The following is a 13,034-nucleotide window of genomic DNA, read 5'->3' on the forward strand; positions in this document are numbered from 1 at the left end:
CCGTGAGGCTCGGAGCATGATCCAGCGCCTCCCCTCCCGACCGGACCGCCGCTCCCGCGCCCGTGCCCGTGGCCGGCGCACTTCGCGGATCCTGCTCGCCCTGGCCACCATGACGGCCCTGCTCGGCGTCGACGCCCCCGGCGGCCCGGCCGGACCGCCGCTGGGCGTCACCCTCACGGCCGCCGCCGACGAGACGGCCGGGCGGGTCGGCGCGCTCTTCGCGGGCGGGCTCGACGGCGGCCACTTCTGCACCGCGTCCGTGGTGCGCAGCCAGGACCGCGATGTGATCGTCACCGCCGCGCACTGCCTGGGCAGCCCGGACACCACCTTCTTCGCCCCGGGCTACCGCGACGGCGAGGCCCCGTACGGCCTGTGGAAGCTGACCGGCACGTACGTGGCCCCGGGCTGGACGGACGGCGAGGACCCCGACGACGACATCGCCTTCGCGACGGTCACCCCGCCGGACGGCATGCAGCCGGACGGCCTGCAGATCGAGGACGTGGTCGGCGGCTTCCCGGTCGCGGCGGAGCAGCCGGCCGGTGCCAGGGTGTCCGTCCTGGGCTACCCGAGCCGCGACGAGTCCCCGCTGTACTGCGCCAACACCACGACCCTGTTCTCCGCTACGCAGCGCCGCATCGAGTGCCCGGACCTGAGCGGCGGCACCAGCGGCAGCCCCTGGCTCGTCGACGGCGCCCTGACGGGCGTGCTCGGCGGCTACGAGGGCGGCGGGACGGTGCCGGAGGTCTCGTACAGCGCGGTCATGGGTGACAGGGCGGTGGAGCTGTACCGCGAGGCGTCCGGCATCGGCATCGGCTGAGCCGGGGCCGGGGCCGGGGCCGGGGCCATCCGCACCCGCGGCCGGGCGGTCAGTTGCCGGGGCCGACCGGGGAGGGGGCCGCGAACCAGGTCGGCTCGTCCTTCAGGGCCTGGCGGATCCGGTCCGCCGCGAAGGACTCCAGCGGCTCCGGCAGCGCGTCCGGTTCGAACCAGGCCACTTCCAGCGACTCGTTGTCGTTGACCCGCGCCTCCCCGCCCGTGGCCCGGCAGCGGAAGGTGATGTCCTGGTACTGGCAGACGTCCCCGTTCTCGTAGGTGATCGGCGGGAGCATCTGCACCAGCACCACCCGGTCCGGTACGCACCGCACCGCCGTCTCCTCGTACACCTCGCGCACCGCCGTGTCGGCCGGCTGCTCCCCCGGCTCCGCGATCCCGCCGACGACCGACCACCGTCCGGTGTCGGCGCGCCGGCCCAGCAGGACCCGCCCCCGGTCGTCGAAGACGACGGCGGTCACCCCGGGCAGCAGCAGCAACTGGTGGCCCGCGGTGGCGCGCAGGGTACGGATGAAGTCAGGTGTGGTCATTCCCAGACCCTACGAGGACCGGGCGAAACGGCGGGCGAACGACCAGCCAATTCCCGCCACGGCCACGGCCAGCAGGAGGTATTCGGCGAGCGGGCCGAAGCGGGTGGCCGGCGTCTGCGTGGAGCGCAGCGGGATCTCGGCGACCAGGGCGTCGGCCGTGAACAGCTTCGTCTGCTGCACGATCTCGCCGTCGGGGCGGATGACGGCGCTGACCCCGCTGGTGACGGGAACCAGTACGGTCCGGCTGTGTTCCACGGCCCGGACCCGGTCCATGGCCAGCTGCTGGTAGGTCATCTCGGTGCGGCCGAACGTGGCGTTGTTGCTCGGTACCGCGATGACCTGGGCGCCGGCCCGGACGGTGGAGCGGACCGCGTCGTCGAAGGCGGCCTCGTAGCAAGTGACCATGCCGACTCCGCTGCCCGCCATGTCGAAGACCCCGGGCTCCTTGCCGGGGCCGAAGTCGCGCCGCACCCGGTCCACGTCGGAGCTGAAGAGCCGGACGAAGGAGCGCATCGGGATGCGCTCGCCGAAGGGCTGGATCTTGCGCTTGTCGTAGGTGTCGGCGGGGCCCTTGACCGGGTCCCAAAGGATCATCGTGTTGCGCAGCGGGCCGGTCTCCGGGGCGAGCACGGAGCCGATGGCGACGGGCACCCCGATGGTCTTGACCGCGTTGTCGATGACTCCGTAGGCGTCGGGCTCGGTGTACGGGTCGATGTCGGAGGAGTTCTCCGGCCAGACGACGAAGTCCGGCTTCGCGACCTTGCCGAGCTTGATGTCCTCGGCGAGCTGGATCGTGCGGTTGGCGTGGTTGTCCAGGACCTGGCGGCGCTGGGCGTTGAAGTCGAACCCGGCGCGCGGGACGTTGCCCTGGATGACGGCGGCCACGACGGTGCCGTCCTCGGCCGCGTCGGAGACCAGCGGCCTTGCCGCCAGTGCCCCGGCGAGCGGGGCGGCCACGGCGGTGGCGGCGAGCAGCGCGGCGGTGGCCCGGCGGGTGCTGGCGCCGACGCGCAGCACCTCGTACAGCCCGAATCCGCACAGGGCCACGGCGAAGGAGAGCAGCGGGGTGCCGCCGAGCGCGGCGAGCGGCAGGAAGACTCCGTCGGGCTGGCCGAAGGCGAGCTTGCCCCAGGGGAAGCCGCCGAAGGGGGCCCGGGCGCGCAGCGCCTCGCCGGCGATCCAGACGGCGGCGCCCCACAGCGGCCAGCCGGGGAGCCGGCTGACGAGGGCGATACCGAGGGTGGTGAGGCCGATCAGCAGGGATTCGAGGGTGACGAGCGCCAGCCACGGCACCGGGCCGACGCCCTCGCCGGTCCAGACGAGCAGCGGCAGCAGGAAGCCGAGCCCGTGCAGCACACCGAGGCCGAAGCCGGCCCGCGCGCGGCGCCCGTACAGGCACCAGCCGAGCAGGGCGAGGGCGAGGGGGGCCAGCCACCACAGGGGGCGGGGCGGGAAGCTGAGGTAGAGCTGCACTCCGGACAGGACGGCGGCCCCGGGCCGCGTCAGCCTGCCGGCCCACCGCCGCGCGGGGGAACCCGCCACGGCCGCCGCACCGGGCGCTCGCGTGGACACGCCGTCTCCCGCTTGCCCTCGCGGTTCGTTCCCCGCATCGTTCCCCGCATCGTTCCCGGCATCGTTCCCGGCCGCGCGGGTCGCACTGCTGCTCATCTGGCGGAGTGTACGTCCCCTCGCTGTGCCGGTGACGGAGTCAGTGGGCCAGGGCGCGCAGATGGGTGCGGATCACACGGACGGCGTTCTCCGCGTCGTCGACCGTGACGGTGAAGAGCTTGCCGTCGCCGAGCCGGAGTTCCAGCCCTTCCCCGCGCCGGACGATGACGGCGGTGCCGCGCTCGGGACGCCAGCGGTAGCCCCAGCCGCCCCACTGCTGCGGGGTGATCCGGGGCACGTACTCGGCGGCCTCCACCTCCGTGAGCCGGATCGTGCGGCGCGGCAGCCCGATGTGCCCGCAGCGCACCTCGATGGCCTCGGCGTCGACGGTGACGGCGACGTGCACGAAGGCGAGGGTGCCGAAGAGGATGAGCAGGCCCGCGGCGAGGCAGCCGATCACGGCCATGAGCAGCGCCACGATGCCGGCGTCCCAGGCGTGGTCGACGGCGAGCTCGATGCCCAGCGCGAGACAGGCCGCACCGGCTCCGGCGAGGATCCACTGCACGCGGTTGGAGGCCCGGCCCGTCCAGAGCGGACCCGGTGGGTGACCCGTCATGTGTAGCAGCGTACTCACGTTCCGCAGGGACGCCACCGGCCTCTTGACCTGAATCGCACTTGAGGTCCTACGGTCGCGGACATGACGAAGAACGAGGCGGCGGCAGAGGTGTCGGGGCGGACGATCCCGGAGCGGTATCGCAGGGCGGTGGTGCCGCACATCATGGTGGCCGACGCGGTCGGCGCCCTGGATTTCTACGTACGGGCCTTCGGGGCCGTGGAGGAGTACCGGCTGGCCGCACCGGGCGGCGGCGTCCTGCACGCGGAGCTGCGCATCGCCGGTGCGGTGCTGATGCTCGGCGACACGGCCGGCGGCGGGTTCACCGCGCCGACCGCGCTCGGCGGGACGTCGGTGGCACTGCACGTGTTCGTCGCGGATGTGGACGAACTCGTCCGGACGGCCGCGGCGGCGGGCGCGGAAGTGCTGCAGGAGCCCGCGGACCAGTTCCACGGCGACCGGACGGCCCACCTGCGCGACCCGTACGGACACACGTGGATCTTCCTGACCCACCTGGAGGACCTGTCGGGGGAGGAACTGGAACGCCGGCTGAAGGCTTCGTGACCACGCGGATCGACCGTGCCGTCGGAGCCGTGCTCGGCTCCGCGGCCGGGGACGCGCTCGGCGCGCCCTACGAGTTCGGCCCCGCCGGGCAGTTGAGCGCCGGCGGCGAGGAGATGTGCGGGGGCGGCGGGTGGGATCCGGGCGAGGCCACCGACGACACGCAGATGGCGGTGCTGGTCGGGGAGTCCCTGCTGGACCGCGGCGGGCTCGAACTCCCCGACGTCTTCGGCCGGTTCCGGCGATGGGCGGCCGGGGATCCCAAGGACATCGGGCTGCAGACGGCGAGCGTGCTGACGAGCGGCGACCCTTGGGACCTGGCCGACGCGCTGCACTTCCAGGTCAACGCGCGGGCGGCGGGCAACGGTTCCCTGATGCGCGCCTCGACCTCGGCGGTGTACTTCGCTCCCTCCGGGCGGGAGCCGACCATGGACGCCGCCCGGCGGATCGCCGCGCTCACCCACGGGGACCGGGCCGCCTGGGAGGGCACGGCCGTCCTGCACGAACTCGTACGCGTGGCGCTGGACGGCGGCGACCCGCTCTCCGCGCTCCCCGCGACGCTGGCGCGGGTGCACCCGGACCACCGGGAGCGGTACGCGCGGGTCCTCGCCCCGGACTGGCATCCGGACCTGGCAGGCGAGTTCAACGGGGCGGTGTGGCCCTGCCTGGGCTCGGCGGTGTGGGCGCTGCGCACCACGGCGGGCTTCGCGGACGCCGTACGGGCCGCCGTGGACCTGGGCGGCGACACCGACACGGTGGCGGCGGTCACGGGCACCCTGGCCGGGGCGCGGTACGGCGCGGCGGCGGTCCCGAAGTCCTGGACGGCCCCGCTGCACGTACCGCTGCCGGGCTTCGGGGACCGTGTCCTCGACGCGGCCGGCCTACGGGAACTGGCCCGTCGCCTCGCGGAGGCCGGAGCGGACGCGGCGACGGCTGCCGTGGCGGCTGTGGGTCAGCGGGAGCCCGGCCGCTGATCGGCCCGGGCGGGGCTCCTCCCGGGGAACAGCCCCGCGGAGTGGACCGCGCCCTCGGGGTCAGCCCTTGGCGGTGCCCGCGACGGCTTCCCCGACGCCTGTGCTCCGCCCGGCCAGCAGGCGCCCTTCGGCGTACCCGAGGGCGGCCTCGGGCAGCGTGCCGGGGCGGCCGCTGAGCAGGACGGTCAGGCCGCCGGTGGGCGGCAGGCCGGGCTCCGGGCGGGCGCCGAGCCGGCGCAGGGCCTGGACGGCCACGGCCTCGGCGGAGCCGTGGAAGGCGTACGCGCCGCCGCCGGTGCGGCGGTCGAGCGCGGCCCGGATGAGGTCCTCGACCAGCTCGTAGTGGGTGCAGCCGAGCACCACGTCGGTGACGTCGGCCGGGGTCAGCGCGGCGGCCGCGGCGACGGCCCGTACGACGGCCGTCTCGTCGGCGGCATCGGCGGCGTCGGCCAGCCCCGGGCACGGCACCTCGGTGACGCGCGCCCCGCCGGCGAAGTCGCGGATCAGGCCGCGCTGGTAGGGGCTGCCGGTGGTGGCGGGGGTGGCCCAGATGGCCACGCGACCTCCGGCGGCCGCGGCGGGCTTGATCGCCGGCACGGTCCCGATGACCGGGATCGCGGGCTCCAGCGCGGCGCGCAGCGCGGGCAGTGCGTGTACGGAAGCGGTGTTGCAGGCGACGATCAGCGCGTCCGGCCGGTGCGCGGCGGCGGCCCGCGCGACGGCGAGGGCCCGGCCGGTGAGGTCCTGCGGGGTCCTCGGACCCCAGGGCATCCCGTCGGGGTCGCAGGACAGCACCAGCTCGGCGTCCGGCCGAAGCCGGCGCATCGCGGCGGCCGCCGCGAGGAGGCCAATACCGGAGTCCATCAGGGCGATCTTCACTTGGTCACCTTAATCGATCCCCCCCGCCCCGCCCGGGGCGACGGGACCGCGCCTCCACCCTCGGCTCCGCGCCGCAGCGGCGGAAGGCCACCGGCCCCGCCGCCGCGCCCCACGGGCGCCCGGGGTGACGGGACCGCGCCTCCACCCTCGGCTCCGCGCCGCAGCGCGGAAGGCCGCCGGCCGTCGGCCCCCGCTTCCGCGCCCCACGGTGAACCGCCACGACCCACCGCCACCACTCACCGGCCTCGCGCCGGGCCCCCGGGGGACCCGGCCTGGCGCCGGACCTCGCACCGGCCCCGCACCCCACGCCGTACCGGCGCCCCTCCTGCCGCGCGCCCGCCGCACAGGCGCCGCCCCCGCCTACCGTCCTGCGCCCGCCGCACAGGCGGCGCCCCGTCCTGCCGTCCTGCGCCCGCCGGGCAGCGGCCCCGCACTCGCCACCCGGCCTCGGATCCGGCCGGCCCGCCTCCGGACCGATCCGGGCGCGGAACCCCGGTGTCCCGCCGCCTCCGGGGGTGCCCGTCCCGGCACACTGCCGGGATGGGTTACCTCCTCGTCGCCGCGTGTGCCTCGCTCGCCGTCTGGCTCTGGCTCACCCTCGGCCAAGGCATGTTCTGGCGGACCGATACGCGCCTGCCGCCCCGGCACGCCCCGGCCCGCTGGCCGTCCGTCGCGATCGTGGTCCCGGCCAGGGACGAGGCCGAGGTGCTGCCGCGCAGCCTGCCCTCGCTGCTCGCGCAGGACTATCCCGGCGAGGCCGAGGTCATCCTGGTCGACGACGGCAGTACGGACGGCACGGCCGCCCTCGCCCGCCGGCTCGCCGACGCGCACCCCGGGCTGCCCCTGACCGTCCTCTCCCCCGGCGAGCCCGGTCCCGGCTGGACCGGCAAGCTCTGGGCCCTGCGGCACGGCATCACGCACGCCCGCTCCGGCGCCCGCTCCGGCGCCCGCTCCGTCCTGGGCTCCAGTCCGGATCCCGGCCCCGGTGGCGGCCCGGATGCCGCCCAGGGTCGTAGCCCTGACTCCGGCCCCGATTCCGCCGCCAGTTCCAGCCCGGGATCCAGCCCGGGCCCCGCCCCCGACTACCTCCTGCTCACCGACGCCGACATCGCCCACGAACCCGACAGCCTGCGCGAGCTGGTCTGCGCCGCGACGGCGGCCGATCTCGACCTGGTCTCCCAGATGGCCCGGCTGCGCGCCGTCAGTGTGTGGGAGCGGCTGATCGTCCCGGCCTTCGTGTACTTCTTCGCCCAGCTCTACCCCTTCCGCTGGATCAACCGCCCCGCCGCCCGCACCGCGGCCGCCGCCGGCGGATGCGTCCTGCTGCGCACCGAGGCGGCCGTGCGGGCCGGGGTCCCGGAGTCGATCCGGCAGGCCGTCATCGACGACGTCTCGCTCGCCCGGGCGGTCCAGCGCTCCGGCGGGCGGATCTGGCTCGGGCTCGCGGAGCGGGTGGACAGCGTGCGCCCGTACGCCTCCCTCGCGGACCTGTGGCGGATGGTCTCGCGCAGCGCCTACGCACAACTGCGCCACCGTCCCGCGCTCCTGGCCGGGACGGTGGCCGGACTGGTCCTGGTCTACCTCGTGCCGCCGGCCGCGCTCCTCGCCGGCCTCGCCGCCGGCCGGCCCGCCGTCGCCTGGGCCGGCGGCCTGGCCTGGCTGCTGATGGCCGGCACCTACCTGCCGATGCTGCGCTACTACCGTCAGCCGGCGGTCCTCGCGCCGCTCCTCCCGCTCACCGCGCTGCTGTACCTCCTGATGACCGTCGACTCGGCCGTGCAGCACTACCGCGGACGCGGGGCGGCATGGAAGGGACGTACCTATGCCCGCCCCAGCGACGCCTGAAACCGGACTCCACCCTTCTCCTTCACGTCATCCGAGGTCAGTGGCTTATGACGCTTCGTCAGCACAAGACGGGCGCACGATCCGTGCAACACCCAACCGGTGAGTACGAGTAGGAGCAAGATGGGGCGGAAGTGACCAAATCGTGCACGTGAACGTGAAGTGAAACCTGTGGCCCTGACCTGCGAATATGCAGGTCAGGGCGGTGTTGACGGCACCTCGCTATGGACCCGGTGAAGTCGTGGGCTTAACTTAGGTCCATGACCTCCCCCCGCTCCACTTATGGCGGCGGTTACTACTCCGCGCCCTCCTTCCCGGACACCCCTATCTACGACTCCCTCGTCGCCGAACGCGGGACCCCGCAGATCGCCCCCATCCGGGTGCCCGCCGCCTACGACTCGCCGAGCGCCGGCTACTCGAGCGGTGGGTACCTCCCGGCCCTCGCGTCCGCGCTCCCCGCCCTGCCGGCAGCGCTGCCGCCCGCCCGCCCGCAACAGCAGCAGGCCCCGGCGTACGGATACCCGTACCAGCAGCAGGCCGCGCCCCAGCAGATGCCGCACATGCAGCAGATGCCGCCGATGCCGCAGCCCATGTCGATGCCGATGCCGCTCCAGCAGGCGCCGGTGCCGTACGTCCCGCAGCAGCCGCAGCAGTTCGCGGCCCGCACGGGTTACGTTCCGCAGCCCCAGCCGCAGCAGCCCCGCCCGGTCGCCACGAGCACCGGGTACGAGGCGATGCGCCCGGCCGCGCCGCGTCCGATGCAGGCGCAGCCCGCGCCCGTACCGACCCCCTCGTTCGAGGACCCGTACGGACGTCCGTACCAGCCGCAGGGACGCGGTTACTGACCGCCGCGCCCGGCCGGCCCCCTCCGACGAGGTAGCTGCGGAGTCCGTGAGGGCGGCTGGCAGTATTTCCCCATGGTGAAACTGCGTGTCCAGGCGCTCCACGTCCATCCCGTCAAATCGGTGGCGGGGACGGCACCCGACGAGGTGGCCGTGGAGCCCTGGGGTCTGTCCGGTGACCGCCGATGGGCGGTGGTGGACGCGGAGGGCACGGTCATCACCCAACGCCAGCAGCCCAGGCTGGCCTTGGCGCGGGCCCGTCCGCTGGAGGGCGGCGGGTTCGAGGTCTCGGCTCCGGGCATGGCGGATCTGACGGTGGAGGTCCCGGGGCGGGGTCCGCTGGAGCCGGTGGTGCTCTTCGGCAAGAAGATCGAAACCGTGGCGGCGGCGCAGGCCGCCGCCGACTGGTTCACCGCGTACCTGGGCGTACCGGCGTACCTGGTGCACCTGGACGACCCGGCCGTACGGCGGCCGGTGGATCCCCAGTACGCACTGCCCGGCGAGACCGTGAGCCTCGCCGACGGCTATCCGCTGCTGATCACCACCCTCGCCTCCCTGGACGCACTCAACGCGCTGATCGCCCTGGGGAACCATCCGGGCGAGGGCCCCCTTCCGATGGACCGGTTCCGCCCGAACGTGGTGGTGTCCGGAGCCGGGGCGTGGGCCGAGGACGGCTGGGAGCGCGTCGCGATCGGCGACGCCGTCTTCCGCGGGGCGCGCGAGTGCGGACGCTGTGTCGTGACGACCACCGACCAGACGACGGCACGACGGGGCAAGGAGCCGCTCCAGACCCTGGCCAGGCACCGGCGCATCGGGAAGTCCCTGGCCTTCGGGCGGCTGCTGGTACCGGTGCGGCTGGGGACGCTGCGGGTCGGCGACGAGGTGCGCGTCCTGGCGTAGGGGGTGTCCGCGGGGAGCCGGTGCGGCCGGTGGGACCACCCGGATTGACACCTTCGAGGGGCTCTGGCGTCACTCTGGAACCAACCCCCACCGCCTGCCCGTTGGAACATGCGGGACGTGCGCACCGGATGGGGTGACACACGTCTCGCACGTCACGGAATGCGGGTGGCCGGGGCATGCGCGAGGCTGGGACGGCAGGTAGGCGCAGACTGGCACAAGTAGGGGGAGCCGGACCGTGCGGACAGCAATGGGAGTGTGGCGCTGGCGGCGCAATCCGCTGCGCCGCCAGACGGATCTATTCGAGGCCTGGGTGGCCTTCGCGGCGCTGCTGTGCGTCCTGTTGGTGGCTCCGGCCGTCGGCTGGGCGGCCGGCCTGCGGGTGGACGGCACGCTGCAGCGGGCCGCTCGCGAACAGCGGGTCGAGCGTCATCTCGTACCGGCGGTGGTGGTCCGGCCGACACCGGATCCGGTCCTCGGCGCGGCAGCCGATCCGGCGGCGCAGCGCCAGACCCCGCAGCGCACGCAGATCGTCGCGTCGTGGACGGCGCCCGACGGCAGCAACCACCAGGGCACGGTGCCGGCCGCGGAGGAACCGCCGCGTGCCGGCGACCGGTTCCGGATATGGACCGATGCGCACGGCCGCCTGGTCGGACAGCCCCTCGACCCCTCTTCCGCGAGCTTCCACGCGGGCGTGGCGGGGCTCGCGGCGGCCCTGGGCATTGCCGCACTGGTGGAGACGCTCCGCCGCCTGGTCGTACGAAGGCTCATGCATCGGCGGTACATCCGGCTGGACCGCGCGTGGGCCGCGGCGGGACCGGACTGGGGCCGGGCGGGCGCGGGCAGCTGACCTGGCAACTCACCGGCCCCGCGCGCGCTACGGTGGAGCGCCGGAGCGCACGGTTCGGGCCCGCGGACGATCAGCAGGCAGACACGCAGGCAGACACACGGAACACGAGGGTGGGGGCACGACAGCACCATGGCTCAGGGCACGGTCCAGGTGACGCACGGTGGTTCCTCGCGGTGGCGTCGCCGCTCCGGTGATTATCCGACGCTGACCGCCGCACTGGCAGCGGCGGGCGACGGCGACGTCCTGTCCATCGCGCCCGGCACCTACCGGGAGAACCTGGTGCTGCACCACGCCGTGACCCTGCGCGGTCCGGAGGGCTCGCTGGGTTCGGTGCGGATCGCACCGCTCGACGGGGTCGCGCTGACCGTCCGCGCCTCGGCCGTCATCCAGGACCTGCACCTGGAGGGCCAGGACCCCACGGCGCCCGCGCTGCTCGTCGAGGACGGCTCCCCCGAGCTCACCGACGTGCGGGTGAGCACCCGCTCGGCGGCCGGCATCGAGGTCCGCGGGAGCGGCGCCCGGCCCCTGGTCCGGCGCTGCACGGTGGAGAATTCCGCCGGGATCGGCATCGCCGTACTGGACGGAGGCGGCGGGGTGTTCGCCGACTGCGAGGTCGTGGCCGCCGGCCAGACCGGGGTCTCCGTGCGCGGCGGTGGCCGCCCCCGGCTGGAGCGCTGCCGGATCCACCACGCCACGGGCGCCGGCATCGCCGTGACCGGCGACGGCTCGGGCCTGGAGGCGCTGGGCTGCGAGGTCTACGAGATCAAGGGTGCCGGCGTGCAGATCGCCGCGCGGGCCACGGCCGTGCTCACCGACTGCGCGGTCCACCGCACCTCGGCCGACGGGGTCACCCTCGACACGGACGCCGTGCTCACGCTCGCCGGCTGCGACATCCACGACATCCCCGAGAACGCGATCGACCTGCGCTCTCGCTCCGTCCTCACGCTCAGCCGCACCACCGTCCGCCGCTTCGGCCGCAACGGCCTGTCCGTGTGGGATCCGGGCACCCGCGTCGTCGCCGACTCCTGCGAGATCCACGACAGCACCGGCGACTATCCGGCCGTCTGGATCAGCGACGGGGCCGGGGTCTCGCTGGACTCCTGCCGGGTGCACGACGTACCGGACGCCCTGTTCGTACTGGACCGGGGTTCCCGGGTGGACGTCGTGGACAGCGACATCTCCCAAGTGCGCAACACCGCCGTCTCGGTGAGCGACGGAGCGACGGCCCAGCTGGACGACTGCCGGATCCGGGAGGCGGCCACGGGAGCCTGGTTCCGCGACCACGGCAGCGGCGGCACGCTCGCCAACTGCACCATCGACTCCGTCCAGACCGGCGTGATCGTCACCAAGGGCGCGGATCCCACGCTGGAGCGGTGCACGGTCAGCTCCCCCGCCGAGGCCGGGTTCTACGTGTCGGCGGGCGGGCGCGGCACCTTCACGGCGTGCCGGGTCACGGGAAGCGCGGGCTTCGGCTTCCACGTCATCGACGGCTGCCGGACCTCCCTGCACCGCTGCCACACCGAGCGCTGCGCGCGCGGGGGCTACGAGTTCGCGGAGGACGGCCCGGTCGCCGAGGACTGCACGAGCGACGAGTCCGGGCCGCGCCTCGCCGCCCGGTCCGCGTCCGGCGCGGGCGCCGGCTCGGGTGCGGGTGCGGGGGTGGCGGCGGCCGGGGAGCGTACGGGGATCCGTACGGTGTCGGCCGCGCCGAACCCCGTGGCGGCGGGCACGGCCGAGCGGGTGCCGGCCCAGCGGCCGGCCGACGAGACGGACTCCGGAACGACCGGGCAGGCCTCGGCCCGCGGCTCGGTCGAGGTACTGGGACACCTCGACGCGCTCGTCGGGCTCGACAGCGTCAAACGCGAGGTCCGCGCGCTGACCGACATGATCGAGGTGGGCCGGCGCCGGCAACTCGCGGGGCTCAAGGCCGCCTCGGTCCGCCGCCACCTGGTCTTCACCGGCTCCCCCGGCACCGGCAAGACCACGGTGGCCCGGCTGTACGGGGAGATCCTGGCCTCCCTCGGGGTACTGGAGCGCGGCCACCTCGTCGAGGTGTCCCGGGTCGACCTGGTCGGCGAGCACATCGGGTCCACCGCGATCCGCACCCAGGAGGCCTTCGACCGGGCGCGCGGCGGGGTGCTGTTCATCGACGAGGCCTACGCGCTGGCGCCCGAGGACTCGGGCCGCGACTTCGGGCGCGAGGCGATCGACACGCTGGTGAAGCTGATGGAGGACCACCGGGACGCGGTCGTGGTGATCGTCGCCGGGTACACGGCGGAAATGGACCGCTTCCTGACCGTGAACCCGGGAGTGGCCTCCCGCTTCTCCCGGACCATCACCTTCGGGGACTACGGGCCGGAGGAACTGCTGCGGATCGTGGAGCAGCAGGCCGAGGAGCACGAGTACCTGCTCGGCGAGAAGACTTCCGACGCCCTGCTGACGTACTTCACCGACCTGCCCAAGGGGCCCGCCTTCGGCAACGGCCGCACCGCGCGCCAGACCTTCGAGTCGATGGTCGAGCGGCACGCGGGGCGGGTCGCGCAGCTGTCGGAGCCGAGCAAGGACGATCTCACCCTGCTCTACCCGGCGGACCTTCCGGAGCTCTGA

At 74.5% G+C, this 13,034-nt stretch carries 12 protein-coding genes; 8 read left to right on the top strand and 4 right to left on the bottom strand.

Annotated features, from left to right (window positions below):
- Positions 1-16: 16 nt before the first annotated feature.
- The gene (locus ACODT5_RS21075) at positions 17-817 is read left to right on the top strand and encodes a trypsin-like serine peptidase (RefSeq protein WP_422520864.1); all 801 of its coding nucleotides are present in this window, start codon (positions 17-19) and stop codon (positions 815-817) included.
- Between the two features lie 49 nt (positions 818-866).
- Here ACODT5_RS21075 and ACODT5_RS21080 read toward each other — a convergent pair whose 3' ends face one another.
- The 3 genes from ACODT5_RS21080 to ACODT5_RS21090 all read right to left on the bottom strand — a co-directional run bounded on the left by ACODT5_RS21080 (position 867) and on the right by ACODT5_RS21090 (position 3,585).
- Positions 867-1,361: an NUDIX hydrolase gene (locus ACODT5_RS21080; protein WP_422520865.1), complete on the bottom strand. Its 495-nt coding sequence runs from the start codon at positions 1,359-1,361 to the stop codon at positions 867-869.
- Positions 1,362-1,370: 9 nt separating this feature from the next.
- Positions 1,371-2,933, bottom strand: a complete 1,563-nt coding sequence (gene lnt / locus ACODT5_RS21085) for an apolipoprotein N-acyltransferase (protein ID WP_422520866.1) — start codon at positions 2,931-2,933, stop codon at positions 1,371-1,373.
- A 136-nt stretch (positions 2,934-3,069) separates the two neighbouring features.
- Complete coding sequence (locus tag ACODT5_RS21090; protein ID WP_422520867.1) at positions 3,070-3,585, bottom strand: hypothetical protein; 516 nt, start codon at positions 3,583-3,585, stop codon at positions 3,070-3,072.
- Between the two features lie 81 nt (positions 3,586-3,666).
- Here ACODT5_RS21090 and ACODT5_RS21095 point away from each other — a divergent pair, with 81 nt between their 5' ends.
- Together ACODT5_RS21095 and ACODT5_RS21100 are read left to right on the top strand one after the other, a co-directional pair.
- Entirely contained in the window at positions 3,667-4,146 is a 480-nt protein-coding gene (locus ACODT5_RS21095) for a VOC family protein (protein WP_422520868.1), read from the top strand.
- A complete protein-coding gene (locus tag ACODT5_RS21100) occupies positions 4,143-5,117 on the top strand; it encodes an ADP-ribosylglycohydrolase family protein (RefSeq protein WP_422520869.1) in 975 nt (324 codons plus the stop codon). Before ACODT5_RS21095 ends, ACODT5_RS21100 begins: the two co-directional genes overlap by 4 nt.
- A gap of 60 nt (positions 5,118-5,177) precedes the next feature.
- Here ACODT5_RS21100 and ACODT5_RS21105 read toward each other — a convergent pair whose 3' ends face one another.
- The gene (locus tag ACODT5_RS21105) at positions 5,178-5,996 is read right to left on the bottom strand and encodes a glutamate racemase (RefSeq protein ID WP_422520870.1); all 819 of its coding nucleotides are present in this window, start codon (positions 5,994-5,996) and stop codon (positions 5,178-5,180) included.
- A gap of 540 nt (positions 5,997-6,536) precedes the next feature.
- Between ACODT5_RS21105 and ACODT5_RS21110 the strand changes: the two genes are divergently transcribed.
- The 5 genes from ACODT5_RS21110 (at position 6,537) to ACODT5_RS21130 (ending at position 13,034) form a co-directional block, all read left to right on the top strand.
- Entirely contained in the window at positions 6,537-7,841 is a 1,305-nt protein-coding gene (locus ACODT5_RS21110; protein ID WP_422520871.1) for a glycosyltransferase, read from the top strand.
- Positions 7,842-8,098: 257 nt separating this feature from the next.
- Positions 8,099-8,683, top strand: coding sequence for a DUF6643 family protein (locus ACODT5_RS21115; RefSeq protein ID WP_422520872.1), 585 nt, complete (start codon positions 8,099-8,101; stop codon positions 8,681-8,683).
- A gap of 72 nt (positions 8,684-8,755) precedes the next feature.
- Positions 8,756-9,580 carry an MOSC domain-containing protein gene (locus ACODT5_RS21120; RefSeq protein WP_422520873.1) on the top strand — a complete coding sequence of 275 codons (825 nt, stop codon included), beginning with the start codon at positions 8,756-8,758 and terminating at the stop codon, positions 9,578-9,580.
- 235 nt (positions 9,581-9,815) lie between these two features.
- Entirely contained in the window at positions 9,816-10,427 is a 612-nt protein-coding gene (locus tag ACODT5_RS21125; RefSeq protein WP_422520874.1) for an Rv1733c family protein, read from the top strand.
- A gap of 129 nt (positions 10,428-10,556) precedes the next feature.
- Positions 10,557-13,034 carry a right-handed parallel beta-helix repeat-containing protein gene (locus tag ACODT5_RS21130; protein ID WP_422520875.1) on the top strand — a complete coding sequence of 826 codons (2,478 nt, stop codon included), beginning with the start codon at positions 10,557-10,559 and terminating at the stop codon, positions 13,032-13,034.

This window comes from Streptomyces tatrensis (assembly GCF_049310065.1).
Lineage (GTDB): Bacteria > Actinomycetota > Actinomycetes > Streptomycetales > Streptomycetaceae > Streptomyces.

Coding starts and splice junctions, on each gene's coding strand:
- ACODT5_RS21110 (WP_422520871.1), top strand. CDS start 6,537: ATGGGTTACCTCCTCGTCGCCGCGTGTGCCTCGCTCGCCGTCTGGCTC.
- ACODT5_RS21115 (WP_422520872.1), top strand. CDS start 8,099: ATGACCTCCCCCCGCTCCACTTATGGCGGCGGTTACTACTCCGCGCCC.
- ACODT5_RS21090 (WP_422520867.1), bottom strand. CDS start 3,585: ATGACGGGTCACCCACCGGGTCCGCTCTGGACGGGCCGGGCCTCCAAC.
- ACODT5_RS21080 (WP_422520865.1), bottom strand. CDS start 1,361: ATGACCACACCTGACTTCATCCGTACCCTGCGCGCCACCGCGGGCCAC.
- ACODT5_RS21095 (WP_422520868.1), top strand. CDS start 3,667: ATGACGAAGAACGAGGCGGCGGCAGAGGTGTCGGGGCGGACGATCCCG.
- ACODT5_RS21120 (WP_422520873.1), top strand. CDS start 8,756: ATGGTGAAACTGCGTGTCCAGGCGCTCCACGTCCATCCCGTCAAATCG.
- ACODT5_RS21130 (WP_422520875.1), top strand. CDS start 10,557: ATGGCTCAGGGCACGGTCCAGGTGACGCACGGTGGTTCCTCGCGGTGG.
- ACODT5_RS21075 (WP_422520864.1), top strand. CDS start 17: ATGATCCAGCGCCTCCCCTCCCGACCGGACCGCCGCTCCCGCGCCCGT.